Source organism: Pseudomonas sp. B21-036 (assembly GCF_024748925.1).
GTDB lineage: Bacteria > Pseudomonadota > Gammaproteobacteria > Pseudomonadales > Pseudomonadaceae > Aquipseudomonas > Aquipseudomonas palmensis.
Genome location: NZ_CP087178.1, coordinates 2,191,462 through 2,217,481 on the forward strand (window position 1 = coordinate 2,191,462; position 26,020 = coordinate 2,217,481).

Consider the following 26,020-nt stretch of genomic DNA (forward strand, 5'->3'; position numbering starts at 1 on the left):
CTGCGTTACGGCCATCGCGGGTCAAGCCCGCTCCCACAAGGCCCCGCCTTACCTGTGGCAGCGGGCTTGACCTGCGATGGCCGCGCCGAAAATCCCCTGACGGGCACCCAAATGACCCCAACCCTGACCCCCGCCACCGACCTGCACCGAACCTTCGCCCGCGACCTCACGCGCCGCGCCATGCTGGCGTACTACCGCGAATTCGATCTGCTCTGGCTGGAGGAAGCCTTCGACCAAGCCTGGGGCTGGCGCGAGCAATGGCTGATTGTCGACGCCGAACAGCCCCTGGGCTTCTGCAGCCTCAGCCAGGACAGCCGTGCGCTGTACATCCGCGAACTGCACCTGGTCGAGGCCGCCCGCGGCAAGGGTATCGGTGGCTGGGTGCTGGAGCAACTGGCCGAATGGGCCGGCAGGCGCCATCTGCCGCTGCTGCGCCTGACCGTGTTCAAGAGCAATCCGGCCCAGGCCCTGTACCTGCGCCACGGCTTCGTCGCGCAGGGTGAGGACGAATGCTTCGTGCGCATGCAGCGGGTTATCGGCTAGCACTCTGCACGCAGGTCAGCCCCGACTGCGGGGTACCGGCGGCCACCCGGCTTACCTGCACCACGCAGCCCTGGCGCACGGTGGCGTCGAGCAAGGGGCCCTGCACCGGCAGCAGGTCGCCGATCAGCAGGTTCTGCAGCAATGGCTTGCCCTCGAAACGGTTGCTGCCCAGCAGCACCTGGTCCATGCCTTCCACCCGAACCACCGCCTTGCCCACCCGGCCCAGGGTGTTGCCGCCCAGAATCAGCGGCCCGGCCAGCGGCTGGGTGTTGCGCAGGCTGATGGCGTACTCGGGGGTGTTGCCGATGTGGTTTTCCAGCATGACCGCGCCAGCCACGTCGCTGGCGTCCACCGCGCTGCCCTGGCTGTTGCCGATGAAGTTGCCTTCGATCAGCACCGGCATCTCGCCCTTGAGGTTGCGCAGCAGCACGCCGTTGCCGCGGCTGGCGCCAATGCGGTTGCCGCTCAGCAGCAGGGCGCCTTGCTGGTCGCTGACCTCGATGGCGGCCTTGTGCGTGCCCAGGATCAGGTTGTCGTCGAGCCAGGCGCGGGTCTGCCCGCGCAGGCGGATGCCGCTGTTGTTGTCGACCCCGCGAATCTGGTTGTGCGCCATGCGCATCTGGCTGTCGCGCACGTCCACGCCATACTGCTGGGCACTTTCGAAGCGGCTTCCCTCGATCACCCCACGGCTGTGCTGCAGCTCCACCGCCGACAGCTCGCTGAACTGGCTGTCGCGTATCAGCACGCTGGCCGGCCGGGTGGCCGGCGATTGCTGGCTGCTCAGGGCAGTGGTCAGGCCCCGCGACAGGTTGGCGTTGTAGCCCAGGCGGTTGAGGGTGGCGCCGATCAGCTGGGTATGGCTGCCGGCCCAGGCCACCACGAACGGGCGCCAGGCGCGCTCGGTGTTGCCGGCCTTGTCGCCGGCCACGCTTTCCAGGCGTGACTGGTTCAGGCCCAGCCAGCCCTGGTTGATCAGGGCCGTGCCCGAATAGCTGTAGAGGTACAGGCTGGTGCCCTCCAGCACCAGCCCGCCATCGGCGGCGATCATCAGCGGGTAGCTGAGCAGGTAGCCGTCCTTGTAGCGCTTGAGTACCTGCGGGTTGTTCAGGGTGTCGGCCAACTGCGCCAGGGTGATGCTGCCACCCTGGATCAGCACCGCCTGCGGGTGGTGCGCCTGGTAGCCGGCCACGGCGCGGAACAGGCCGTTGTTGACGAACGGCTCGAACGGCCAGCTGCCGCCCTGGGCCGAGAACATCGGTTGCAGGCTGACAGTGGCACGCCCGCCGGGGCGCGGGCGTTCCTGCAGGGTGAAGCTCACTGCTTCGCGGGTGCTGGCCTGCACCTGTTGCACCTGCGCCTGGTAGTCGTTGGGGCTGACCACGCGCAGTGCCTGCTGCATCGGCAGGCCCTGGGGGGCGGCGTGGGCCACGCCGGCGAGGCCGGCCAGCAGCAGGCCGGCCAGTCGGGTAAAGCGGAAAATGCGGGCAGGCTGGGCCATGGCGATTCGTCCTTGGGTTACGGCAAAGGGGGGTAGAAGGGCTTGAGCGGGCCGCCGATCTGACTGTAGTTGTCGACGTTGCCGTCCTCGCTTTCGTACAGCTGGCGGGCCAGGCGATTGTTGGGCGCGCGGTACAGGAACGGGATCAGCCAGGCCAGCTTGTAGGGGGCTACCTCGGTCTGGGCCTGGCCCATCAGTTCGGGCAGCGGGCCGGGGTCGAGCACCGTGCGTGCGGCGAAGTTGCCCAGCAGCTCCAGGGTCTGCTGGTCGTGTTCGCTCCAGGGCAGGCCATTGGCCCGCGCCGACTCGGCCAGCAGCACCAGCGGCACCAGCGCGTACTGGCTGTAGGTGGCGGCAAGCCGGGCACGCGCCACTTCCAGCGGCAGGTAGGCATAGCTGCCGTCCCCGCTGCGCACCGCCTGCTGCAGGCCGCGACGCAGATTGCCGTCGGCCCAGCGGATGAAGTCGTCGCGCTGCACCAGCATGCCGCTGGCGGCCACGGCCCAGGCGGCCCAGTAGTCGTGGTTGTTGAACCAGGTGAAGCTGGCGGCCTGGCGTGGCTGGTACTCGCGGATGATCAGTTCGCCGAGCTGTTCGAACCAGCGCGTCTGGGCCGGCGACAGCTGCACCTGGCCGTTGCTGGCGGCCTGGGTCAGCAGCAGCGTCGAGGCCATGGCCGCCACCGCCCACTTGCGCGCCGCCATGCCGGTGCTGCTGGCATCCGGGTTGAGCAGGGCACCGGCCTGCGCCCAGTGCTCCAGCCACTGGTCCTGGCAGGCCAGGGCCATGTTGGCCTGCTGCGGGGTCTTGGCGCGCTGGAAGCGCTTGCTGGCGAAGATCAGCCCGGCGATGAACTGCTTGACCTGCTTGCTCGCCGCCTCGGTGTCGGCATCGGGGCGGCTGCGCAGGGTCGACTTGCTGGCATCGCGCTGGTCGTACTTGCTCTGCATGCGCAGGCTGGCGGTGTACGGTGGCGGCGGCTGTTTGCTGCACTGCAGGGTGCGGTAGTCGGCGATCATCGCCGACTGGGCGGTGGCCCGCGCCGGCCAGATCGATTGCGCGGCCAGGCTGCTGCCCAGCTGCAACCCGGCGCACAGGCCCAGGGTGGCGACCAGCCAGGGCTTCAGAGGCATAGACGGGTTTCCACCTGGGTGGCGGCCTGGCTCGGCTTGGTCGGCTCGAGGAACACCGAGAGCAGGTTGGCCCCGGCGAACTCCTTGGCCTTGCTCAGCTCCAGGTAGTACTGGCCACCGCTGACGGCCGCCTCGCGGCGAAACCACACCTTGTCGCGGGCACCGTTGTCGTAATACACGATCACGTAGAAGTCCTTGACGTTCTTGTCGCTGATGCGGATGTCCAGAAAGCCCTGGCCGCTGCCCAGTGCCTTGCGACTTTCGCCGGCGTTGCTCAGCAGTTCGATGCGGTCGTTGACGCGCAGCGCCGGGCGCTGCAGGCGGTTGCCCAGCACCGGTGTGGAGGTGCTGCAACCGCCCTTGACCGCCGGAATCAGCTGGCGGTACATCTGGTCGGACTCCAGCTGGTAGTTGGCCGGCAGCTCCCAGATGATCAGTCTGGGCGGTGCGTCGGGCTTGTAGTTCTCGGACAGCAGGTATTCGAGCAGCGAGCCGTCCTGGCCAACGCCGGGCAGGGCGTAGTTGAGGATGTCGACATCCAGGTACTGCTTGAGGTAGCCGTCGAAGTTGAACTGCTTGCTCTCGTCCTCACGGGCTGCGGCGTTACTGTCGCCCACCAGGATCACCTGCGGGTCGGGGGCTTCGTCGAACAGTGCGTCGGCATCGTCGGCCACCGGGATGGTCTGGTAGCCGCGCACATACTGGAAGCCGTAGTTGTTGCCGCAGATGCTGCTCATCGCCAGGTTCATGGTGCCGTCCTTGGGCACCATAACGCCGGGCTCGGTGCGGTAGTGCTTCTTGGTCAGGTCGGCATAGAACGGCTGGCGGCGCACCTCATCGGCCACCAGGCGTGCGGTGGCCTCGGCACCGCTGGGGGTCCAGTGGTGGTCGCGGCGAAAGAAGTACTCGCCCGCCGGCGGGGTGCGCACCAGTTGCATCAGGTCGGGCACCACCGCGCCGCCGCTGCGCAGCTGCTGCAGGTAGCTGGCCAGGTTGTTGCTGGCGCGCTCGAAGTCGAACCCGTGCAACTGCCCGGGGTAGAGCTTGTCGCGGTGCATCAGCCCACGGGTGGGCTGCACGGCCATGGCCACGTGGATACCCTGCTGGCGGAACGCGGCCATCAGGCGCGCGAACTCCGGGCGCATGGGCGCGGGGATGCCGAAGTCGTTGGTCAGGTCGACGGCCGAACGGAACAGCCAGCGGTCCTTGCCCGGGACGATCTCGCGCATCAGTTTCATCCGCCCTTCGGCGTATTTCTGCGGATCGCTCAGGGCCGGGCAGACCATGCACTCAAGGCTGGTGCAGCCGGTGCTGGGCGCCTCGGCGGCCTGGCCGGCCTGGCTGGCGGCAGCGAGTACGGCCATCAGGCCGAGGGAGGTAAGGATCTTCATGCGCGGTTCATCATCCTGTGTTCAAGGCCAGCCTGCGGTTACAGCGTGGGGTCGATGCTGTTGGCCACGCTGATGCTCTTGTAGCCATTGGCGGCGGGCAGCAGCACGTAGCTGTACGAGCGGCCTTTCTTGAGGAACAGGTCGTCGAACTGGGCGACGTTGCGCTGATCGACATAGGCGGCGAAGCCGATCTTGATTTCGTTGACCAGGCGGCTGCCGGTCTGGTCCTTGCCCAGTGGGTCGATGACCGAGGTCTTGCCGTCGGAGGTCTTGAGGGCGGCCTGCGCGGGGGTCAGGTTGTAGAAGGCGATCTGGGCCTTTTTAGGTTCGTTGACGTATTTGTCGGCGATCAGGGTCAGGCCCTTGCCGTCATACACCACGGTGCTGGCGGCGTTGGCCTTGAGCTGCGGCTCGATGGCCTGCTTGTCGACCGCGATCTTGTGGCTGCCGGCAGGGGTGAAGCGGTAGCCGCTGAGCTGGCCGGGGGCGACCTTCTGGGGGTTGACCTTGCCGCTCAGGGTCACGTCGATGCTGCGATCGCTCAGGTTGAGCACGCGCACGAAGGCCGAGTCGGCCGGGGCCACGGCGTCGTAGAGGTCGGCATTGCCGTCGTTGGCGAGGCTGGCGGTGCTGACCAGCAGCAGGGCGGTGGCGGCGAGCAGTTGGCGTGGCGAACGGGTCATGGTGTATCTCCTTAGAAGTGTTGGGTCTGGTTCATCTGACGCTGGCCGCTGACCCGATGGGCCAGCAGGGTGCGCAGCGGGAATTCCCAGACCACGGTGTCGATGTCAGGGTTGCCCAGCTCATCGCTGGCCAGAAACTGGTTCATTGCCTCGAACGGCCCGCGGGCCTCCACGGCAATGCTCAGCAGGTCACGGTTGAGGGCTTCCTTGAGAAAACCGACGAAGTTCCAGTCGTCGATCTTGCTGTAGCTGGTACCTACCAGCAGCAGGCTTTGGGCCTGGTCGGCGAACAGCTCATCGCTGCTCTGTTCGGCCTTCAGGGTTTCGTACACGGCGATCTGGTTGGCGCCAAAGTCCGGCATCAGCCGGCTCTGGTCGAACTGGATGTAGTTCATCAGGTCGCCCTTGACGGTCTTTTGCGCGACCTGGTGCGACACATAGCGCTCCTGGCCCAGCAGCTCCGGGTGCTGGCGCGCCAGTTCGAAGGCGGCCAGGCGTGCGCCATCGGGGCTCCAGTGGGTGTCGGACTTGAGAAACAGCGGTGGGCCGCCGAGGTTGTCCAGAAACGCCGAGCGCAGTGGCGTCACCGTGACGTTGCGTGCCTGCAGCTGCGCCACGAAGCGGTCGTACAGGCTGATGGCGCGCGGATCGAACGGGTGCTCGGCATGCGCGGCATAGATGTCCAGCTTCATCGGCAACGGCAGCAGCACCAGGCGCTTGCCGTGCTGCGCCAGTTGCGCCTGCACGGCGTCGATCTGTGCCAGCTGGCCTTGCAGGTTGGCCTCCAGGTCATTGGGCACACGGTATTCCTGGGAGGTATAGAGCCAGCCGTCCTTGCCCAGTACCACGCCCTTGGTGCCCTCCCTGAACAGCAGGTACTGCGCGTCGGCCCACAGCTGCACCGAGGGCTCGCGCAGGAAGAAGCGCTTGTCGTAGGCCTGCTCGAACTTGCGCAGCAGCTTGCCGTCGACGAACAGGTTCCAGGCGTCACTCTGGTTTTTCGCGAAACTGAAAACCGGCGGCAGGGAGTAGACGAACATCCCCGCCAGCACCAGGCAGAACAGAATGCCGTTGACCTTGCTTGCCGAGTTCATCACCGGGTACATGACAGTCTCCTAGAACTGGAAGTAGAGGAAGGGGGAGAACGAGTGCGCAGCCAGGCTGCTCAGCGCCAGCGCGAAGCCGGCCCACAGCAGCACGGCCTTGAGCCCGCCGACATGGGCCATGAAGAAGTGCTGCTTGTTGCCGGCGTAGTAGCGCACGTTGTTGCTACCGGCCAGGATCAGCCAGCACAGCGCCACCGCCACGAACGACATGGCCATCTTCGAGGCGCCCAGCACGTAGAGCTCCAGCGAGCCCAGGCCGTTGAAGCCGAACAGCGCCTGGTAGATGTCCAGGCTATGGCGCAGGTCGTTGGTGAAGAACAGCGGCATGCTCAGGATGATCAGCAACCCGGTGCGCAGGTTGCGCCCCAGGCGGTAGGGCGTGGTGACCTTGGTGGCCAGGTTGAACTTGCGCTCGATCACCATGCCCAGGCCGAAGAACAGCCCCCAGCAGATGAAGGCGAAGCTTGCGCCGTGCCACAGCCCCGACAGCAGCATGGTGTACACCAGCGCCGGCATGGCCCCGGCGATGCGCTTGCGCACCAGCGGCATGTACACGTAGTCGCGCAGAAAGTGCGCCAGGGTCATGTGCCAGCGGCTCCAGAACTCGGTGATGCTCTGCGAGACGTAGGGCTGGTTGAAGTTCTCCGGGAAGCGAAAGCCCATCATCAGCGCCAGGCCCAGGGCCATGTGGCTGTAGCCGGCGAAGTCGAAGTACAGCTGCAGGGTCGACACCACCAGGCCGAACCAGGCATCGCTCAGCTGCAGGCTGCCCTCGCTGATGAACAGCACGTTGATCGGCGCCAGCTGGTCGGCGATCAGCACCTTCATGATGAAACCGAGCATGAACCGGCATACCCCCAGCGAGAACATCTCCAGCGAGTGGGTACGCTGGCGCAGCTGCGGGGCCAGTTGGCTGTAGCGCAGGATCGGGCCGGCCACCAGATGCGGGAACAGCGCGACGAATGCGGCGAAGTCGATGAAGTTGTTGGTGGGCGTGGCGTCCTTGCGGTAGATGTCGACGATATAGCTCAGGGCATGGAACACGTAGAACGAGATGCCCAGCGGCAGGAAGATCGTCTCCAGGGTGAAGGTGTTGATGCCCAGCGGCGCCAGCAGTGCGCCCAGCACCTCGGCGCCGAAGTTGGCGTACTTGAAATAGCCCAGGGTCGACAGGTTGCCGATGATGCCGATCCACAGCAGGCGGAACGCCCAGCGCTTGTCGCCGGCGTCCAGACGCGCCTTGATGCGCAGGCCGAACCAGTAGTTCCAGTAGGTGATGCCGACGAACAGCAGCAGGAAGTCCGGGCGCCACCAGGCATAGAAGATGTAGCTGGCGGCGACGATCACCGTGGAGCGCCACGGCGCACGCGCCAGGAAGTACACCGCCAGGAACAGCGGCAGGTAGAGGAACAGGAACACGTTTGAGGCGAAAATCATCGCGGGGCCCGCCCTTAGTAACTGATCACGACGCCGACCGTCAGCTGGTAGTCGTCACCGGTATCCAGCGCATTGCCGGCATTGAGGTAGCTGGCGCTGACCAGGGTGTTGACGTCCAGGTGCTTGCCGTCGAGGGCGACCGGAAACATCTTCCAGTAGTAGTTGAGGTCGAGCATCTGCCCCACGTGCTTGCCTTTGCCGTTGCTGCCCTGGGCGATGGCCTGGTTGCGTGCGCTGCGCTGGTCGCCGTCGACGCGGATCGGCAGGGTGCCACTGGCATCGCGCAGCTTGAGTTCGGTGAGGCGAAAATCCAGGGCGCTGCGCGGCGTGGGCCGGGTTTCCACGGCAAAGCCGTAGTAGCTCAGGTTGCGCAGGTCGAGGCTGACGAACGAGCTGGCCAGGCGGGTGCTGTAGGAGCCCTGGCGGGTGATGCGGTCGGACTGGATGGTGTTGAGACGAAAGCCGTCGTTCTCGTTGCTCGGCTTGTCGGTCAGCCCGCCGCGCAAGGCCAGGCGCGGGGTCCAGGGCAGGTCGTCGAAGCGTTTGCCGATCTCGCCCAGCGCCGCCCAGCCGCTGGCGTTGTGGCCGGTGGTGGTCAGGCCGTTGCCGTCGGTGTTGTCGACCTTGCCGTCGAGTGCGGCCAGTTCCAGGTGGTAGTCGCTGAACAGCGGACTGACCTGCAGGTTGTCGGCCTTGAAGAACAGCCCGTAGCGCATGCCGGTGAAGTCGTAGCGGTCACGCGGGTCGTGCCCGCTGTGGTCGTCTTCGTACATCACGCGCGTGCCGGCCCAGTTGTTCTCGCTCCAGCGGTAGGCGTACTCGCCCATCAGGTAGGTGGTGCGTTCTTCGCTGTCGGCCAGGCGGTTGACGTCGCTGTTGTAGTTGTAGAACTTCTGCGCCACGGCGAAGAAGCCCTTGGCGAAGGTGTCCTTGTAGTCGAAACGCAGCGACTCGATGCTGTCGTCCCACCAGATGCCGTAGTCGTCGGCAAAGCGCTGGCGTCCGGCCGACAGCGAGAAGCGTGGGTCGTCGCCCAGCAGGTTGCGCTTGACGTACAGCTCGCGCAGCTCGGCGTACCAGCCTTCGGGCTGCTCGCGGTCGAAGGCGTTGGTGCTTTCGTTCTGGCTGTTGGCCGTCTGGCTGGAGTCGTAGTTGAGCCAAAGGCGACCGTAGACCATCCACTTGGCCCAACGTTTTTCCGGCGAATACCAGGCGAACGAGGGTTCGTAGCGCAGGCTGTAGAAGCTCTCGCGGCTGCGCCCCACCTGGGAGTCTTCGGGGCCGTAGCCGGTCTGCACGGTGAGCTTGTTGAAGAATTCGGAGGTGATCACCGGCGTGCTGGCGTCGGCGTCTACTCGCACCGGCTCGCTGCTGTCGGCCTCGGGGCCGGTGATTTCTTCGGCGGCGAACGCGGTGTACAGCGGCGCGAGCATGAGCAGGGCGCCAAACAGGGACGGATGCGCTTTCACAGGGTGGTCTCCTTGAGCAGGTCATTGCGTGCCGCCATGGCGCGCTCGATGTCAGCCGTTTTCAGGGTTTTGTCCAGGCGCTTGAGCAGCCCGCGGGCGCGGCGCTCGCCCAGGTCCAGGGCAAGGCGCGCGTAGGTGTAGGCCTTGACCGGGTCGTGGCAGATGGCGCGGCCGCTCGCGTAGATGGTGGCCATGCGGTACCAGGCGGCAGTGGCGCCGCGCTCGGCCTGTTCCTGGTAGATCGCCAGGGCACGCTCCTGGTCGGGCTGGTCGAGGCCGCCCTTGCTGTACAGGTCGGCCAGCAGCAGGTGCGCGTCGCGAAAGTTGCTGGCGATCAGTTCGTCGATCAGCACCTGGGCCTTTTGCGGGTCCAGGGTCAGCCAGTTGGTGACCATGTACAGCGAGGCATTGAGCGCCTTGGCCCGGGTCGGGTCCTTGGCCTGCACCTGGGCAATCAGCGCCTGTACCTGGTCGGCGTTGTGCTCGGTGGGGTTGGAGATCATGAAGTTGGCCTTGGACACCAGCGCCGGCACGAAACCGCGCTGCGCGGCGTTGTCGAACCAGCGCTGGACCTCGGCCATGGCGGCCGCCCATTCATCGGCCAGGGCCTTTGCACGGGCCTGCTGTTCGGGGGTGGGCGCGGGCCTTGGGGCACCCATGGCGTTGCCCAGCTGCTCATCCTGTTCGGCCTGCTGGTCGGCACGCTGCACGGTGCTGATGGTGTCGAGCAACGAGCCGATACGGTGCACGATCTCCACCGGCAACTGCGCCATCCGGGGCTCCAGGGTGCGGGCGAAGGCGGGGAACGCGGTGTCCTGGCGCTCGCCGAGGAAGGCGTAGTAGCGGTCGACGCCACGCGGGTCGACGCGTACCGCCTGCTGGTACCAGTGCTCGGCAGCGGCGCGGTCGCCCTGGCGCTCGGCGACCACCGCACGGTACAGCTCGGGGTGGCAGTCGAGCAGGCAGGACTGCTCGTACAGCGCCAGCAGCTGCGCGGCCTCGGCGGTGGGCACCAGGTCCGGGTAGGTCAGGAACACTTCCAGCGTGGCATTGGTGTTGCGCGGGTCCAGGGTGGCCGGGTAGCGGGTCAGCGCCTGGGCCACCCAGGCGCGCTGCTGCTGGCGCAGGCCGGGGCTGCGGTCAAGCAGGCGGGCCAGCGAGGCCAGCGCCGGCACCAGGCCGCGACCCTCGGCAAACGCTTCCTGGTACAGGCGGATCGCCTCCTGGCGGTTGGCGCTGTCGCTGCTGGCCAGCACATCGCCCAGCAACTGCTTGGATGCCAGGTCACCGCGCTCGGCGAGCACGCGCAAATCGGCGCTCACATCGGCTTGCGGGTCCTTGTACAGCGCATAGCGGATCTGCTCCAGGCTTTGCCCGGCAAGGGCAGGGCCGGTGCAGGCGAGGGCGGTGAACAGCAGCCAGGCGGGCGTCATCGGTTTCATCTGGGGGCCCTTCAGCGCGACAGCGACGGCAAGGCCGGCAGGCCCAGGTACAGGTCCACCGCCACCGGTTTCTGGTAGGCCGCCAGTGGCAGCGGACGGTCCGGCCGGATGGTCAGGGCGAGGTTCTTGTTCAGTGCGTCGACCCGCGAGTCCACCACGGTGCCGCCGAAGCGTTCGTCCAGGCCGAATACCTGCAGGTCCACGGATCTGACCCGGCTGATGTCGCTCAGCTTGTCGAACGGCACGTTGGCGCTGACGTACAGCGGCTGGTCCTTGGGCAGCAGGTGCAGCAGCGGCGCCTGCTTGTAGCCGTAACCGTTCATGGGCGTGCTGGGGAAGTACACCTGGCAGTCGCACGGGCTGTTGATCACGGTCTCGATGGTGGCGCGCCCCAGCAGGGTCTGCAGGTCGCCGGGCGCGAGGTCGGCCAGCGCCTTCATGTCGGCCGGGCTGGTGAAACTGGTGGCCAGCTGGGTGGAGATGTTGGCCAGCGGCTCGCCGGCCTTGACCTCGCTCTGCCCAGGCTGCAGCAGGAACTTCACGTAGCCGTTGTCGGGCATGCTGATGATCTGCGCATCGGCACTGACCTGGGCCTGCACGGCCGGAATGCGGAAGAACAGCAGGTAGCTCTTGTAGGCCACGAAGCTCAGGGCGGCGATGCCGGCGGCGGTGAACAGCAGGGTGCCGCCGATGGCGCGCAGGCGATCGCCTGCATTGCGTGCGCTGGCGTACTTGTGCTTGCGCTCCTTGATGTAGTTCTCGCGCTGCATCACGTTGAACAGGCCGTTGACGTCGGCAATTTCGCCCGACAGGTAGGCGCTGATGATGTAGCGCAGGATGTCGCGCTTCTGGGCGTCGAGGTCGACGAACTGCGCGCCGACTTCGGCGCCGCGCTGCGAGACGATCTTGATCTGGCTGTCGATGTTCAGGTCGACCTGGTTCAGGCGCAGCTGGATCGAGGCGTTGTACAGGCTGCCGATCTTCAGCGGGGCGCTGTGCACCAGGCCCAGGCCGCCCAGGGAGATGTCCTGCAGGGTGCTGTCGATGGGCGCCTGGCCGGGGGCGCTGAGCCTGACCCGGGCATTGAGCTTGGTGCGCACGTACTGGCGTTCGTCGATGGCCTCGTGGACCACGTTGGCTGCAGTGGTGCCGGGGGCTGCTGGGATGTTCGAGCTACTCATGGCAGGCGCCTTTCCTTAACGTTGCGTGAGTTCGAGAAGTACCGAGATGGCACCGAAGAAAATCGCGATGGATGAAAACAGCATCGCCTTCGATGACCAGCGGTTCAGGGCCGTGTCGAAATCGACAGTGCCGTTGCTTAGCGTGGTTTTTTGCCGGGTCCAGCTCTGCTGGTCCATGTGGAACAGTGCGTACACCTTCATCAGCGAGCCCACGATCTGGTTGTAATAGAGAACGAACGGGTACACCGGGCTGACCGGGTGACCGGCGAACAGGAACAGCACCGTCACCAGGCTGCGCGAGAGCAGTACCCAGAACAGGTACACCAGCAGGTACTCGATGCCGAACACCACGCCGGCCACTACCGAGGCGGTCAGGCCCATCAGGCAGGTCCACATCGACACGCGCTGGTCGAGCAGCACGTACAGGGTGAACAGGCCCAGGCGGGCGCGGCCCAGCAGGTGGGTGGCGCGAAAGTTCTGGCGCAGCGAGTTGCCGTACCAGCGGAACATCAGCTGGCGGGTGGCGCGCCAGAAGCTGTTGTCTGGTGGATGCTCCACGGTCAGGGTGTTGCTGTCGGGCACGTAGAAGGTGTCCCAGCCGGCGCGCATCAGGCTCAGCCACGAGGACTTGTCGTCGCCGGTGAGAAACTGGAAGCGGCCCAGGCGCCAGTGTTCGAGAAAGTCGGCTTCCACGTCGCGGATGAATTCGGGGTCGGTCATCACGCTGGCGCGAAAGAACGACAGCCGGCCGGTCAGGGTCAGCACCCGGTGCGACAGGGCCATCGAGCACATGTTGATGTGCCGCTGCACGAAGCGCATCGAGTGCCACTGGCGCATCAGCGGGCTGCCTTCGACCTCGCAGAACTCGTTGGTGGTCAGGCCGCCGACATTGGGCAGGTAGGCGAACAGCTTGACCGCGCGCTCGACGCAGCCGGGCAGCATCATGGTGTCGCCGTCGACCACGCCGACCACCGCGTCCTGCAGCGGCATCTGCCGCGACAGGGCACGGAAGGCATGGGCCAGGCCGTCACGCTTGCCGGTGCCACGGGCGCGCACGATCACCAGCTTGATGTCGTCGCGATCGACCACCTCGTTGCGCATGATGGTCTTGATGAACTGCTCGTCGCCTTTTTCCACGATCGAGGCGATCACCGTGCACGGCACGTTCAGCCGCTGCACTTCCTGGAATACCGACTGGTACACCTTGAAGGTGGTGTGGGTGGGGATGCGAAAGCTGGTCACCACCATGAACATGTGCGAGGGCAGGGCATCGTCGCCCATGCGCTCGACCGCCTTGCGGATGCGCGGGAACTTCCAGTGCAGGAAGTACATGCCGCGGATGTAGTGGACGATGGCGTTGCCGTAGCGCCACATGCCCAGGGTACCGATGATGAAGATGAACGTGTGGTGGCTGGGGTCCAGGTACTGCGGCGCGATCATCTGCGACGCCAGCGCGACCAGGCCGAACAGGCAGGCCCAGGCACAGAAGCTGGCGCCTGCCTGCAGGTAGCCGGGTCGGCCCTCGGGCCGCTGTTGCTGTGGTTTCATGGTGCCGTTTCTCCTTGGTACGGGCAGCGCGCACCCGGCCGTTCACGCACATGAGGTTCGCCGGCGCTCCGAAGGAGGCGGCACTCAGGCAGGTAAACAGTCGGGTGACGCGTGGAGTCGAACGCCTTGGGCTCTCTTGACGGAGCCTGTGGCCTTACCAGCAGATCCCTTCCTGGGTGGCGTTGCTGGCGTTGGGCATGAAACCGACCAGGTCGACGATCTGCTTGTCGCCATTGCCTTCCAGGGCCTGGGCGAAACGCGGGTCGTTGTTGCCCAGCACGATGATCTCGGCGCCGTCTATCACCTGGTCGAGGTCGTTGCACAGCAGCGACGACACGTGCGGGATCTTCGACTCGATGTAGTCGCGGTTGGCGCCGAACACCCGGGCATACTCGACGTTGGCGTCGAAGATGCGCAGCTCGTAGCCCTTGCCGATCAGCATTTCGGCCAGCTCCACCAGCGGGCTTTCGCGCAGGTCGTCGCTGCCGGCCTTGAAGCTCAGCCCCAGCAGGCCGATACGGCGCTTGTTGAAACCGCTGACCAGGTCGAATGCGTTCTGCACCTGGCTGCGGTTGCTGGACATGATCGAGGCCAGCAGCGGGTGCTCGACGTCCAGCTGGCCGGCGCGGTAGGTGAGGGCGCGCACGTCCTTGGGCAGGCACGAGCCGCCGAAGGCGAAGCCGGGGCGCAGGTAGTAGCGCGACAGATTGAGCTTGTGGTCCTGGCACACCACGTCCATCACCTCGCGTCCGTCCACCCCGGAGGCCTTGGCGATGTTGCCGATCTCGTTGGCGAAGCTCACCTTGGTGGCGTGCCACACGTTGCAGGTGTACTTGATCATCTCGGCCACTTCGATCGACTTGCGGATCACCGGGGCGTCCAGGCCCTCGTACAGCGATTGCAGGATGTCGCCCGACTGGGTGTCGAGTTCGCCGATCACGGTCATGGCCGGGAAGTCGTAGTCCTTGATGGCCGTGCTTTCACGCAGGAACTCGGGGTTGACCGCCACGCCGAAATCGACGCCGGCCTTCTTGCCCGAGGCTTGCTCGAGCAGCGGGATGACCACGTTGTTGACCGTGCCTGGCAGCACGGTGCTGCGCACCACCACGGTGTGACGGCCAGCCTTGTCGCGCAGGGCTTCGCCGATCTGGCGGCATACGGCCTCCATGTACACCAGGTCGAGGTCGCCGTTCTTCTTGCTGGGCGTGCCCACGCACAGCAGCGACAGTTCGGTGTCGAGCACGGCGCGTTGTACGTCGGTGGTGCCGTACAGGCGCCCTTGCTGCACGGCCTGTTGCAACAGCTGCTCGAGCCCCGGCTCGACGATGGGCGACTTGCCCTGGTTGATCATGTCGATCTTGGCCGGGGAGATATCCACCCCCACCACATTGTGGCCACGTGCCGAGAGGCACCCGGCGCACACGGCACCTACATATCCGAGCCCGAAAATACTGATGTTCATAGAGATCCCTTTAGCACTGTTCGCCTGAGCGAACCCTTGTGTAGTTGATAAATGTTCAGGCGGCAGGCGCAAACTGAAACGCGGCGAACGTTGATGTTCGTCGGCGGCTTATCTCTCTTTTTTTCATCCTATAGCGTTTAATTTTGGAACGGCAACACTTCATATCAAATTAACTAGAAAAAAATATAGTTTGTTTTGTGAAAGTTAAAAAACCGTTTAAAAACAATGACATATAGTTTGTAGAAAGTTCGACGTCAAAAAATTGATATGTGTATTTGGTGCGTTTTAATGGCGCCAAAAAAATGCTTCCACGGGGTTTTTACATAACTTTAAATAGTGGCCAATCGCCTTCATTTAATTAGATGAACCGTTTCAGCTTAATGTTTTGAAAGTTCCACTCGGGCGACGGGTTAGTTGTGTTGATGAGTGCGTCGTGAGCGTGAATAGCCTGTTTTATTGGCGTTGCTTTTTTTGCATTCGCCACCGCTTGTGCTCCGCGTGGCGAGCCGGGCATAGTTTCAGTTTCATGCGTGGCCTGTGCCTGTACAGGCAGGTCTGCTCATCCAGGCAGAAGCCAAGCTGCAGTGACGATGAGTCGCGTAGGAAGCCACGTAGGAAGGCTGGGAAATTGACGTCAGCCAGATGGCGTTTACAGTTAGCTCACCCGGTCGATTTTTTGCTAAGGTGGCCGGATACAATTCACACCGTAACGCGAGGTGTCTGCTTGATCAGGGTCCTGGTGGTCGATGACCACGATTTGGTGCGTACGGGCATTACCCGCATGCTGGCCGACATCGACGGCCTGCAGGTGGTAGGGGAAGCCGATTCCGGCGAGGCAGCACTGAAACTCACCCGCGAACTCAAGCCCGACGTGGTCCTGATGGACGTCAAGATGCCCGGCATCGGTGGCCTGGAGGCGACCCGCAAGCTGCTGCGCAGCCACCCCGACATCAAGGTGGTGGCCGTGACCGTGTGCGAGGAAGACCCGTTTCCCACCCGCCTGCTGCAGGCCGGTGCGGCCGGCTACCTGACCAAGGGCGCCGGGCTGGGTGAAATGGTCCAGGCCATTCGCCTGGTGTTTGCCGGGCAGCGCTACATCAGCCCGCAGATAGCCCAGCAGCTGGCACTCAAGTCGTTCGAACCGCAGAATGCCTCGCCGTTCGACAGCCTGTCGGAGCGGGAGATCCAGATCGCCCTGATGATCGTCGGTTGCCAGAAGGTGCAGATCATTTCCGACAAGCTGTGCTTGTCGCCGAAGACGGTGAATACGTACCGTTACCGGATCTTCGAGAAACTTTCCGTTACCAGCGACGTGGAACTGACGTTGCTGGCCGTGCGCCACGGTATGGTTGACGCCAACCTCTGATATGACCCCAGCGTTTGATTCAAGTGCCTTTCTGGCGACCTGCAGCGGACGTCCGGGTGTCTACCGGATGTTCGATGAAGGCGCGCGCCTGCTGTATGTCGGCAAGGCCAAAAACCTCAAGAAGCGCCTGGCGAGCTATTTTCGCAAGGCGGGCCTGGCGCCCAAGACAGCCGCGCTGGTGGCGCGCATCGCCCAGGTCGAAACCACCATTACCGCCAACGAGACCGAGGCGCTGCTGCTCGAGCAGACCCTGATCAAGGAATGGCGCCCGCCGTACAACATCCTGTTGCGCGACGACAAGTCCTACCCCTATGTGTTCCTCAGTGATGGCGACTACCCGCGCCTGGGCATCCATCGCGGGGCCAAGAAGGCCAAGGGCAGGTACTTCGGCCCTTACCCCAGTGCCGGTGCCATTCGCGAAAGCCTGAGCCTGCTGCAGAAGACCTTCTTCGTGCGCCAGTGCGAAGACAGCTATTACGCCAACCGCACCCGGCCGTGCCTGCAGTACCAGATCAAGCGCTGCAAGGCGCCGTGCGTCGGCCTGGTCGAGCCACAGGAGTACGCCGCCGACGTGCGCCACTCGGTGATGTTCCTGGAGGGGCGCAGCCACCAGTTGACCAACGAGCTCAACGAAGAGATGGAGCGCGCCGCGATGGCCCTGGAGTTCGAGCGTGCCGCCGAGCTGCGCGACCAGATCGCCTTGCTGCGTCGCGTGCAGGATCAGCAGAGCATGGAGGGCGGCAGCGGCGACGTGGATGTGGTGGCCGCCTTCGTCAACCCGGGCGGGGCGTGCGTGCACCTTATCAGCGTGCGCGGCGGGCGGGTGCTGGGCAGCAAGAACTTCTTTCCGCAGGTGGGCATCGAGGAAGACGTGGCCGAGGTGCTGTCGGCGTTCCTGGCCCAGTACTACGTGGGCAACGCCGAGCGCGAACTGCCTGCCGAGCTGATCGTCAACGTGGTGCACGAAGACTTCGAAGCCCTGTGCGCCGCCGTCGAGGCCCTGCGGGGTCGCGAGCTGACCATCAGCCATCGGGTGCGCGGCACCCGCGCGCGCTGGCAGCAACTGGCCGTGACCAACGCCGAGCAGGCGCTGATGGCGCGTCTTGCCAACCGCCAGCACATGGCCGCGCGCTTCGATGCGCTGGCCCAGGTGCTGGACCTGGATGAAACCCCTCAGCGCCTGGAGTGCTACGACATCAGTCACTCCAGCGGCGAGGCCACCGTGGCCTCCTGCGTGGTGTTCGGCCCCGAGGGCCCGATCAAGTCCGACTACCGGCGCTACAACATCGAGGGCGTGACCGCCGGCGATGACTACGCGGCCATGCACCAGGCCCTGACCCGGCGCTTCTCGCGGATCAAGGACGGCGAGGGCAAACTGCCGGACGTGCTGCTGGTGGATGGCGGCAAGGGCCAGCTGAACATGGCCCGCGACGTGCTGCAGGAACTGGCCGTGCCCGACCTGATTCTGCTGGGCGTGGCCAAGGGCACCACGCGCAAGGCCGGTTTCGAAACCTTGTACCTCAACGATGTGGCCCACGAGTTCACCCTCAAGGGCGACTCGCCGGCGCTGCACCTGATCCAGCAGATCCGCGACGAGGCGCACCGTTTCGCCATCACCGGTCATCGCGCGCGGCGCGGCAAGACGCGGCGCACCTCGACCCTGGAAGGCGTCGCCGGGGTAGGGCCCAAGCGCCGGCGCGACCTGCTAAAACACTTTGGCGGACTGCAGGAACTGAGCCGTGCCAGCGTCGAAGAAATCGCCAAAGCACCCGGAATCAGTAAAAAGCTTGCCGAGTCGATTTATGACAGCCTGCATAGCGAGTAGAATGCCCGCTCACCTCGCAGCCAGTTGTGCCGATGAATATCCCGAATCTGCTTACCGTACTACGCGTTCTGCTCATACCGATCTTCATACTGCTGTTCTATGTGCCGTATCACTGGAGCTACATAGCCGCCAGCAGCGTGTTTGCCGTTGCCGCCGCCACCGACTGGCTGGACGGTTACCTGGCTCGTCGGTGGCAGCAGAGCACTCCGTTTGGCGCCTTCCTCGACCCGGTCGCGGACAAGCTGATGGTGGCCGTGGCCCTGGTGCTGCTGGTGCAGGTGCATGCCAACCTGTGGCTCACGCTGCCGGCGGCGGTCATCATCGGTCGCGAGATCGTGGTGTCGGCGCTGCGTGAATGGATGGCCGAGATGGGCGCACGTGCCCATGTGGCGGTGTCCAACCTGGGCAAGTGGAAGACCGCGGCGCAGATGCTGGCGCTGGTGATCCTGCTGGGCAACCCGCCGGTGTGGGGGTTCTGGGTAGGCCTGGGTTATGCGCTGCTGCTGGTGGCGGCGGGGCTGACCCTGTGGTCGATGGTGCACTACCTGCGTGCAGCCTGGCCGCACCTGCGTGAAGGCTCTGAAATAAAATAAACTTTTTTGAATCAAGGGGTTGACGGCGTTTTTAAAATCGCTAGAATGGCCCCCATCAACACGACGCGGGAATAGCTCAGTTGGTAGAGCACGACCTTGCCAAGGTCGGGGTCGCGAGTTCGAGTCTCGTTTCCCGCTCCAGTATTTGGAGCTACAGATCGAAAGGTCTGTAATTCGTCAGAAAGAAGGGCCACTGAAAAGTGGCCCTTTTTTCGTTGCGCAACAATCCTCTTCGAATACGCAAGACAGGACGGCTTCAACCGTCCAGGGCCTGCTGTGTGTTCAGCACGGTCTCCAGGCGCGTTTGCACCTGGCGTACTTTCCGGGCCAGCTGCGGCGTGATGTGCGACCCCGCAAGCTGGCATTCCAGTTCGGCGCACAAGGTGGCCAGGGCGAACGCCTGAACCGAGCACAGGGCGCCGCCCAGGCTGTGCAGTACCTGCGCCAGGACGCCGGCATCGGCGTTGTCCAGTGCGACGTGGATCTTGCGCAGGTCGTCGCGCATCGAGGTGATGAACAGTTTTCGCATCGCAGGCGGAACGTGGACGGTGTCGACGTCGCTCGATGGTGTGGTGGCGGGTTCGTCGACCTCGGTGAAGGGCTGCGGCAGAACCAGCTCGCAGTGCTGCAACAGCTGAGTACGCAAGGTGTGCAGGTTCAGGGGCTTGACCATCCAGGCGTTCATGCCCACGGCCGCGCAGCGCTCGCCTTCATCGCGCATGGCGTTGGCTGTGATGCCGATCACGGGCAGGTCGGCATCCTGCTGGCGCAATGCCTGGGTCAGCTCATAGCCATTGATAACCGGCATGTTGACGTCGGTGAGCACCAGGTCGTAAGCCCCGGGCGCCCAGAGTGCCAGTGCCTGCTCACCGTTGAACGCCACCGTGACCACGCAGCCCAGGGCTTCGAGTTGCTCCTTGATGATCGCCTGATTGATGGGGTTGTCTTCGGCTACCAGAATCCGCAGGTCCAGTGGCTGGCGGGTGCCCGCTGGCCAGGCGCTGTGCTGCGTGTCGTGACCGCCGTGCGCCAGGCCCACCGCCCTGGCGATCGCGCGAACGTCGTAGGCATCGACCTCCCAGCCATCAGCGCCGTGGTCGGGTGGGTTGGGCCCGCCCGGTACGGCGTTGATCCGGGGGCCAGCCCACGCTTGACCGGACGCGAGCATGTCCACCAACAGTGTCGCGTCGTTGCCCGAACCCATGTCGCTGGCCAGCGGACGGGCGTCGACCCCCAGCCGAACGAGCCAGGCGCAAAGGTGCCGGGCCAGTTCCGGGACGGGTGCGCGCACGTACACAGGGGCGGTGGATGGCTCGAGTTCAGGACAGTCGGTGAGTGCGCCGGGCGCGCGGGGCAGCTTCAGCTGCAGGGTGAAACTGCTGCCCAGCCCGATTGCACTGACCACGTCGAGCTGGCCGTCCATCAGTTCGCAGAGCCGGCGGCAGATGGACAGGCCCAGGCCTGCGCCGGCCTCGCTGCTGGCGTCGCGCACCTGATAGAACGGGTCGAACAGATGCACCTGCTGGGCCTGGGAAATACCCAGTCCCGAATCGCTGACCTGCCACTGCAACTGGCTGTATTCGCTGTCCTGTTCCACGACCCGAGCCCGCAGCACCACCCGGCCGCTGTCGGTGAACTTGATGGCATTGCTCAGCAGGTTGTTGAGGATCTGGCGAATGCGCAACGGATCGCCGCGCAGCCGGTCGGGCAGGTCGGCATCGATGCAGGCATACAGTTGCAAGCCTTTGGCCTGGGCGTATGCACTGTAGGTGCCGAGTGTGGCCTCGATCATCTCCAGAGGGCAGAAGTCCAGATCGTCGATGGTCATCTGTCCGGATTCGATCTTCGACACATCCAGCACGTCGCTGATCAGCTGGAACAGGGTGGCCGATGATCGCTGGATGGTCTGCAGGTAGTGCTGCTGGCGCGGGTCGAGCGCGGTCAGCCCCATCAGCTCCAGGGTGCCCAGTACGCCGTACAGCGGTGTGCGGATCTCATGGCTCATGGTGGCCAGGAAACGTGTCTTGGCTTCATTGGCGGAATCGGCGGCCAAGCGCGCCTGTTCAAGGCTGGCGGCATCTTCGACAAGCCGGGTAACGTCATGAAAGGCACACAGCCAGGCGTTTTCGCCGTGGTAGCGGGTAGGCACAAGGCTCACGTGCCAATGGCGGCCTTCAACCTGCAGATCGGTTGAGCCCCGCTCGGGCAGGTCGTGCTGTCGACGCAGGGCGCCGATCAGCGTGGCGCTGCCGTGGGACTGCTGGGCGTGCTGGTTTTCCAGCAGCACCGCGTAGTCGCTGCAACGCAGCACGCACAGACCGGCTGGCGCCGTGTCGATGACGGCTCGACTGAAAGCCTCGCTCTCGGCGATGTCTTCAAGTGCACGGTGGGCAGGCAACACCACATGCTTGCGATACCAGTGATTGAACGCCCAGCCGCCGCCCAATCCGGCCAGCATCAGTGCAACCAGCCCCAGCAGCGGCCAGAAGGCATAGTCCACAAAGCTGTTGAAACCGATCACATAGATGCCGGTCCAGGGCTGCTCGCCCGGGCTTGTCACACGGAACACCAGCCCGTCAGCGTTCAGGTTCAGGCCTTCATGCAGCACCCGATCGGGCTTGAACTCGCCCACCAATGCCTCGCGGGTGGGGGCGATCAGGCTGAAGTGATCGTAGATCGACCATTGCATGATGCGTTCGATGTTGTTGACCTGATCCAGCGTGAACATGGACGCCACCACCACCGAGGGGCTGGCCCCTGAAATGTGCAGCCGGGTTGCCGACAGGTCGATGTCGACATACCCCAGCACAGTGGCAGGGGCATCGGGGCCTGCGTCATAGGGCACCCACTGCACCTGGTGGTCCTGCGGCGCGTGGTCGTGCAGGCTCTTGCCCACCTGGCGCACCACACGATCGAAGTCCTCTTGTCGGGGCCGACCCGTGCCGCGCAGGCGCCCCATGGCCGGTACGCTGATATCGAAGTTGTCCGGCAGGTTGAACAGCAGCACCTGGGGCGATTGATAGTGCGAAGCCGACCAGAATGCACTGTAGTAGTTGGCCAGGTTCGCCCCCAGGGTAGAGACGCTGGCGTGTTGCGAGGCTGCGATCCTGGCCGGGTTGATCTTCACGCTGAACGGCAGGGAGAAGGCGTATTCGATTTCTTCATAGACCGCACCGGTGGCATCGGACGAAGACCGTTGCACCACCACCGGCACACTGGAGGCGCCCAGCAGTTGGCCTTCGGCGCTTTTGCGCGACACGGCGCTGAGAAAGGCTTCCTGCTCGCGGATGTTTTCCATCAGGCGGGCGAAGTGAAACTTCACCGTGTCTTCCTGCTTCTGCAGCACGCGATTCACGCCCCAGTAGCATAAGCCAGTCAACAGCAGCGCCAGGCCCAGGAGCACGGCGAGCCCCATGTTCAGGCGCAGTGAACTGCTGGCCAGCCTGTCCAGGCGGGTGTAGCGGTGATTCATCGTGCAATCCCGTGAGTGAGTCGCGTCCAGACCCAGTCTATATAAGAGCTGGAGTGCTTGCCGTCGAACTGATGGGCTGATCGGGCACCCAGTCACGCACTACGCCCCGTTGCCTGCCTCTTCCTTCAGCCACGCAATGAACTGCCGGGCCATGTCGCTGATCTGCTTGTGCGGCTTGGTCAGCAGGTAATACGCCAGCTGATGCGGCATCACCAGCTCGGGGAAGGGCATCACCAGTTCGCCGCTGCGCACCGCCCGTTCGGTCAGCTCGATCGCACACAGGGCGACACCATGCCCCTCGATCGCCAGCTGCGCGAGCACATTGGAGTCGGTGACCACGTGCCCGCTGCGCACCTCCAGCCCTGGCGTGGGGTACAGCGCCTGCCAGGCTTCCCAGTCGTGATGATGCCGGTCATGCAGCAGCGGGTGACGCGCCAGGTCGGCCGGCACCCGCAGCGCGTCGGGCCCTTCGAGCAATGCGGGCGAGCAGATCGGCACGTAGTTCAGGCCCATCAGAAACTGCGTCTCGAAACCCGGCCAGTCGGCCGTACCCCACTTGATCGCCAGCTCCACCTCGTCGGGAAACTCGACGCGCTGGGTGCTCAGCAGTTGCTGGATGCGCAGCGCGGGGAAGCGCTGGGTGAAATGCTTCAGGCGCGGGGTCAGCCAGAACGCGCTCATCACCGGCTCGGCCTCGATGTGCAGCACCGACGGTGCGGCCTTGCGCGCGCATTTCTCGAAGGCGGCCACCAGCTGGTCGAAGGGGGCGCGAATATCGTCCAGCAGCGCGGCGCCGGCCCTGGTCAGGGCCACGGTACGGGTCGAACGCACGAACAGCGTCACCCCCAATGCCTCCTCCAGCTTGACCACCTGCTGGCTGATGGCCGACTGCGACAGGTGCAGCGCGGTGGCGGCACGGGTGAAGCTGCCGTGCTCGGCAACGGTCTTGAAGGCCAGCAGCAGGGTCATGTGCGGCAGGCGGGTCAGGGCGAATTTATTCATAAGACTTCGTTATTAGTCCATTACCAAATCGCGATTCTCTCGGCGCTGGGCACCAGCTTACATTAGCCGCCGAGCCTGCCAATACGGGGGTCTGTCCAATAATTACAACAGTTGGGACTCACTATGCAGCAGAACACCCAGAAAGACCTGACGCTGATTTTCACCAGCATCGTGGTGATATCGCTGACGGTCATCGGTTTGATGATGTTCCCCGATCAGGCCAAGGTACTGGCCGATCAGCTCTTCACCCGTGCCACCACCACCTTCGGTGTGCTGGTCCAGGTACTGGGCTTTGCCTGCGTGGTGCTGGTGATCGGCCTGGGCATGAGCAAGTACGGCAACATCCGCCTGGGCGAGGGCAAGCCCGAGTACAGGAACACCAGCTGGATCTTCATGTTCATCTGCGCCGGCCTCGGCTCGGCGACCATGTACTGGGCGTTCATGGAATGGGCCTACTACTACCTCACCCCGGGCCTGAACATCACCGCCGCCAGCAAGCAGGCGCTGGAGATGAGCATCGCCTACTCGTTCTTCCACTGGGGCGTGACCCCGTGGGCCATCTACGGCATCGCCTCGCTGGCGATGGCGTATCACTTCCATGTGCGCAAGAACAAAGGCTTGAGCCTGGCGGGCATCATCGAGTCGATCACCGGCTACAAGGCCCACGGCCCGGTCGGGCGGGTCATCGACCTGATCTTCCTGTTTGCCACCTTCGGCGGGCTGGTGCTGACCACCACCCTGACCACCTCCACCGTGGCCAAGGGGCTGTCGGACCTCACCGGGCTTGCCGACGGCTTCATGCTCAAGGCGTCGCTGGTGATCCTGGTGACACTGGTGTTCTCGCTCAGCTCCTACATCGGCATCAGCTCCGGCATGCAGCGCCTGGCAAAACTGGCCTGCGGCATGACCATGCTGTTCGCCCTGGTCGTGCTGCTGCTGGGGCCCACCCAGTTCAGCGTCAGCAACATCGCCAACGCCATCGGCCTGACCCTGCAGAACTTCATCCACATGAGCCTGTTCACCGACCCTACCGGGGACGGCGGCTTCTCCCGTGACTGGACCGTGTTCTACTGGCTGTACTGGATCACCTACACGCCGGGCGTGGCAATTTTCGTCACCCGCGTCTCCAAGGGCCGCACGATTCGCGAGGTGGTACTGGCGATGATCCTGGGCGGCTGCGGCGGTTGCTGGTTCTTCTTCGGCAGCCTGCAGAGCTTTGCCATTCACCAGTTCGTCACCGATGTGGTCAATGCCCCGGCCATGCTCAGCGGTGCCGGCGGCGAAGCGGCGGTGTCGATGCTGCTCGCCAGCCTGCCGTTCGGCAAACTGCTGTCGGTGGTGTACTTCCTGCTCATGCTGGTGTTCCTGGCCTCGCACCTGGACGCCGTGGCCTACACCGTGGCCGCCACCAGCACCCGCAACCTGCGTGAAGGCCAGGACCCGTCGCCGAGCCTGCGCCTGTTCTGGTGCCTGATGCTGGCCGTGCTGCCGCTGGCGATGCTGTACATCAATGCCTCGCTCAACACCCTCAAGACTGCCGTGATCCTCACCGCCATCCCGTTCATCTTCATCCTCATGGTGAAGATCTGGGGGCTGCTGAAGTGGCTGCGCGAAGACTACGCGGCAATGCCCGCACACCTGATCGAAGCGCAGTCCGCCCGCCTGGCCCAGAGCACAGCATGCGACGCCGAACAGGCCCCTCGCCAAGCTCGCCAGGGCGCCCCGAAAACTCTGGAAAACCTGCAATGAAAATAGTCGATGTAGAAGCGATCTGGTTGCGCGTGCCTGCGCTCGACCAGCCCTGCGAGTGGGGTGAGGATGCGTTGATCGTGCGCATCTACACCGACAGCGGCCTGCTGGGCATCGGTGAAACCGACAGCTCGCCGGCCGTGGTCAAGGCCCTGATCGAAACCCCGGCATCCCATGAAACCTGCCAGGGGCTGCGCGACATCCTGGTCGGCGAGAACCCGCTGGAAATCGACCGGCTGTGGAAGAAGATGTACCGCCACTGCGAATACATGGGCCGGCGCGGCGTGGCCATCCATGCCATCAGCGCGCTCGACATCGCCCTGTGGGACATCGCAGGCCAGCACTACGGCGTGCCGGTGCACACCCTGCTCGGCGGCAAGTACCGTGAGCGCATCGCCGCCTACGGCACCTTCATCCCGCGGCCCGACGAGGCCGGCAACCGCGAGCGGGTACGCGGCCTGCTGGCCCAGGGCCTGCGCAGCATCAAGCTCGGCGGCGCAGGTTTTGGCGAAGACCTGCCCAGGGACAAGGCATTGCTGCAACTGGTGCGCGAGGAGATCGGCGACGACGTGCAACTGCAGATCGACCTGGTGGGGCGCTGGCGCAACTACTCCCACGCGCTGGTGCAATGCGATGCACTGCGCCAGTTCAACCTCAACTGGATCGAGGAACCCTTGCCTTCGGACGACACCCGCGGCCTGGCGTACCTGGCCGAGCGCTCCGGGCTGCGCGTATCCGGCGGCGAGGGGCTGGCCACGCGGCACGAGTTCCGTCACTTTCTGGAGGCTTCGCGCCCGGCGATCATCCAGCCCGACATCACCCGCTGCGGCGGCATCAGCGAGATGCGCCACATCTATGAACTGGCGCAACTGCACGGCGCGCAACTGGTACCCCACGGCTTCAGCACCGGCATCCTGCTGGCAGCCACCGTGCACTTTCTGGCGGCCAGCGAGTTTGGCGAGTTGATCGAATACTCGCAAAGCGAAAGCCCGTTGTTCCGTGGCCTGGTGAGCAACCTGCTGGCGCTGGAGGACGGCCATGTGCGCGTGCCCGACAGCCCAGGCCTTGGCGTGATACTGGACGAGGCGATGATCGAGCGTTATCGCGTTCGCACCTAGAG

General features: G+C 64.6%; 19 protein-coding genes and 1 tRNA gene. 7 read left to right on the forward strand and 13 right to left on the reverse strand.

Annotation, left to right across the window (positions count from 1 at the left end; genetic code table 11):
* Positions 1-111: 111 nt before the first annotated feature.
* Positions 112-543 carry a GNAT family N-acetyltransferase gene (locus tag LOY33_RS09750; RefSeq protein WP_043860275.1) on the forward strand — a complete coding sequence of 144 codons (432 nt, stop codon included), beginning with the start codon at positions 112-114 and terminating at the stop codon, positions 541-543.
* Here LOY33_RS09750 and LOY33_RS09755 read toward each other — a convergent pair.
* The 11 genes from LOY33_RS09755 to LOY33_RS09805 form a co-directional block, all read right to left on the reverse strand.
* A complete protein-coding gene (locus LOY33_RS09755; protein ID WP_258662510.1) occupies positions 533-2,041 on the reverse strand; it encodes a right-handed parallel beta-helix repeat-containing protein in 1,509 nt (502 codons plus the stop codon). The two genes, LOY33_RS09750 and LOY33_RS09755, sit on opposite strands and share 11 nt — an antisense overlap.
* Positions 2,042-2,058: 17 nt before the next feature.
* Positions 2,059-3,174 (reverse strand): polysaccharide lyase, encoded by a 1,116-nt coding sequence (locus LOY33_RS09760; RefSeq protein ID WP_043860256.1) that lies wholly within the window; start codon positions 3,172-3,174, stop codon positions 2,059-2,061.
* Entirely contained in the window at positions 3,165-4,565 is a 1,401-nt protein-coding gene (locus LOY33_RS09765) for an alginate O-acetyltransferase AlgX-related protein (RefSeq protein ID WP_058540405.1), read from the reverse strand. Before LOY33_RS09765 ends, LOY33_RS09760 begins: the two co-directional genes overlap by 10 nt.
* Positions 4,566-4,603: 38 nt before the next feature.
* Positions 4,604-5,248, reverse strand: coding sequence for an alginate O-acetyltransferase AlgF (locus LOY33_RS09770; RefSeq protein ID WP_043860258.1), 645 nt, complete (start codon positions 5,246-5,248; stop codon positions 4,604-4,606).
* Between the two features lie 11 nt (positions 5,249-5,259).
* Positions 5,260-6,354, reverse strand: coding sequence for an alginate O-acetyltransferase (locus LOY33_RS09775; protein ID WP_043860259.1), 1,095 nt, complete (start codon positions 6,352-6,354; stop codon positions 5,260-5,262).
* A gap of 9 nt (positions 6,355-6,363) precedes the next feature.
* Entirely contained in the window at positions 6,364-7,791 is a 1,428-nt protein-coding gene (locus LOY33_RS09780; protein WP_043860260.1) for an MBOAT family protein, read from the reverse strand.
* 14 nt (positions 7,792-7,805) lie between these two features.
* The gene (locus tag LOY33_RS09785) at positions 7,806-9,260 is read right to left on the reverse strand and encodes an alginate export family protein (protein ID WP_258662512.1); all 1,455 of its coding nucleotides are present in this window, start codon (positions 9,258-9,260) and stop codon (positions 7,806-7,808) included.
* Positions 9,257-10,702: a sel1 repeat family protein gene (locus LOY33_RS09790; protein WP_052504205.1), complete on the reverse strand. Its 1,446-nt coding sequence runs from the start codon at positions 10,700-10,702 to the stop codon at positions 9,257-9,259. Before LOY33_RS09790 ends, LOY33_RS09785 begins: the two co-directional genes overlap by 4 nt.
* Positions 10,703-10,713: 11 nt before the next feature.
* Positions 10,714-11,883 (reverse strand): PilZ domain-containing protein, encoded by a 1,170-nt coding sequence (locus LOY33_RS09795; RefSeq protein ID WP_043860263.1) that lies wholly within the window; start codon positions 11,881-11,883, stop codon positions 10,714-10,716.
* 15 nt (positions 11,884-11,898) lie between these two features.
* Positions 11,899-13,431: a glycosyltransferase gene (locus tag LOY33_RS09800; RefSeq protein WP_173925053.1), complete on the reverse strand. Its 1,533-nt coding sequence runs from the start codon at positions 13,429-13,431 to the stop codon at positions 11,899-11,901.
* Positions 13,432-13,585: 154 nt separating this feature from the next.
* Positions 13,586-14,893, reverse strand: a complete 1,308-nt coding sequence (locus tag LOY33_RS09805) for a nucleotide sugar dehydrogenase (RefSeq protein WP_043860264.1) — start codon at positions 14,891-14,893, stop codon at positions 13,586-13,588.
* A gap of 724 nt (positions 14,894-15,617) precedes the next feature.
* Between LOY33_RS09805 and uvrY the strand changes: the two genes are divergently transcribed.
* From uvrY to LOY33_RS09825, 4 genes are all read left to right on the forward strand, one after another.
* Complete coding sequence (uvrY, locus tag LOY33_RS09810; protein ID WP_043860265.1) at positions 15,618-16,259, forward strand: UvrY/SirA/GacA family response regulator transcription factor; 642 nt, start codon at positions 15,618-15,620, stop codon at positions 16,257-16,259.
* A gap of 1 nt (position 16,260) precedes the next feature.
* Positions 16,261-18,084 (forward strand): excinuclease ABC subunit UvrC, encoded by a 1,824-nt coding sequence (gene uvrC, locus LOY33_RS09815; RefSeq protein ID WP_043860266.1) that lies wholly within the window; start codon positions 16,261-16,263, stop codon positions 18,082-18,084.
* 32 nt (positions 18,085-18,116) lie between these two features.
* On the forward strand, positions 18,117-18,677 hold the full coding sequence (pgsA, locus tag LOY33_RS09820) for a CDP-diacylglycerol--glycerol-3-phosphate 3-phosphatidyltransferase (protein WP_043860267.1): 561 nt from the start codon (positions 18,117-18,119) through the stop codon (positions 18,675-18,677).
* A 65-nt stretch (positions 18,678-18,742) separates the two neighbouring features.
* Positions 18,743-18,818: transfer RNA gene (locus LOY33_RS09825), tRNA-Gly, on the forward strand.
* 115 nt (positions 18,819-18,933) lie between these two features.
* Here the strand turns inward: LOY33_RS09825 and LOY33_RS09830 are convergent.
* On the reverse strand, positions 18,934-22,149 hold the full coding sequence (locus LOY33_RS09830) for a hybrid sensor histidine kinase/response regulator (protein WP_258662514.1): 3,216 nt from the start codon (positions 22,147-22,149) through the stop codon (positions 18,934-18,936).
* Positions 22,150-22,248: 99 nt separating this feature from the next.
* On the reverse strand, positions 22,249-23,151 hold the full coding sequence (locus tag LOY33_RS09835; protein WP_078481055.1) for a LysR substrate-binding domain-containing protein: 903 nt from the start codon (positions 23,149-23,151) through the stop codon (positions 22,249-22,251).
* Positions 23,152-23,274: 123 nt separating this feature from the next.
* On the opposite strand from LOY33_RS09835, the gene LOY33_RS09840 reads away from it, so the two are divergent.
* Both LOY33_RS09840 and LOY33_RS09845 read left to right on the forward strand, forming a co-directional pair.
* Entirely contained in the window at positions 23,275-24,900 is a 1,626-nt protein-coding gene (locus tag LOY33_RS09840; protein WP_058540399.1) for a BCCT family transporter, read from the forward strand.
* The gene (locus LOY33_RS09845) at positions 24,897-26,018 is read left to right on the forward strand and encodes a mandelate racemase/muconate lactonizing enzyme family protein (protein ID WP_100632496.1); all 1,122 of its coding nucleotides are present in this window, start codon (positions 24,897-24,899) and stop codon (positions 26,016-26,018) included. Before LOY33_RS09840 ends, LOY33_RS09845 begins: the two co-directional genes overlap by 4 nt.
* Positions 26,019-26,020 lie beyond the last annotated feature (2 nt).

Coding starts and splice junctions, on each gene's coding strand:
- LOY33_RS09750 (WP_043860275.1), top strand. CDS start 112: ATGACCCCAACCCTGACCCCCGCCACCGACCTGCACCGAACCTTCGCC.
- LOY33_RS09755 (WP_258662510.1), bottom strand. CDS start 2,041: ATGGCCCAGCCTGCCCGCATTTTCCGCTTTACCCGACTGGCCGGCCTG.
- LOY33_RS09760 (WP_043860256.1), bottom strand. CDS start 3,174: ATGCCTCTGAAGCCCTGGCTGGTCGCCACCCTGGGCCTGTGCGCCGGG.
- LOY33_RS09765 (WP_058540405.1), bottom strand. CDS start 4,565: ATGAAGATCCTTACCTCCCTCGGCCTGATGGCCGTACTCGCTGCCGCC.
- LOY33_RS09770 (WP_043860258.1), bottom strand. CDS start 5,248: ATGACCCGTTCGCCACGCCAACTGCTCGCCGCCACCGCCCTGCTGCTG.
- LOY33_RS09775 (WP_043860259.1), bottom strand. CDS start 6,354: ATGTACCCGGTGATGAACTCGGCAAGCAAGGTCAACGGCATTCTGTTC.
- LOY33_RS09780 (WP_043860260.1), bottom strand. CDS start 7,791: ATGATTTTCGCCTCAAACGTGTTCCTGTTCCTCTACCTGCCGCTGTTC.
- LOY33_RS09790 (WP_052504205.1), bottom strand. CDS start 10,702: ATGAAACCGATGACGCCCGCCTGGCTGCTGTTCACCGCCCTCGCCTGC.
- LOY33_RS09795 (WP_043860263.1), bottom strand. CDS start 11,883: ATGAGTAGCTCGAACATCCCAGCAGCCCCCGGCACCACTGCAGCCAAC.
- LOY33_RS09800 (WP_173925053.1), bottom strand. CDS start 13,431: ATGAAACCACAGCAACAGCGGCCCGAGGGCCGACCCGGCTACCTGCAG.
- LOY33_RS09805 (WP_043860264.1), bottom strand. CDS start 14,893: ATGAACATCAGTATTTTCGGGCTCGGATATGTAGGTGCCGTGTGCGCC.
- uvrC (WP_043860266.1), top strand. CDS start 16,261: ATGACCCCAGCGTTTGATTCAAGTGCCTTTCTGGCGACCTGCAGCGGA.
- pgsA (WP_043860267.1), top strand. CDS start 18,117: ATGAATATCCCGAATCTGCTTACCGTACTACGCGTTCTGCTCATACCG.
- LOY33_RS09830 (WP_258662514.1), bottom strand. CDS start 22,149: ATGAATCACCGCTACACCCGCCTGGACAGGCTGGCCAGCAGTTCACTG.
- LOY33_RS09835 (WP_078481055.1), bottom strand. CDS start 23,151: ATGAATAAATTCGCCCTGACCCGCCTGCCGCACATGACCCTGCTGCTG.
- LOY33_RS09840 (WP_058540399.1), top strand. CDS start 23,275: ATGCAGCAGAACACCCAGAAAGACCTGACGCTGATTTTCACCAGCATC.
- LOY33_RS09845 (WP_100632496.1), top strand. CDS start 24,897: ATGAAAATAGTCGATGTAGAAGCGATCTGGTTGCGCGTGCCTGCGCTC.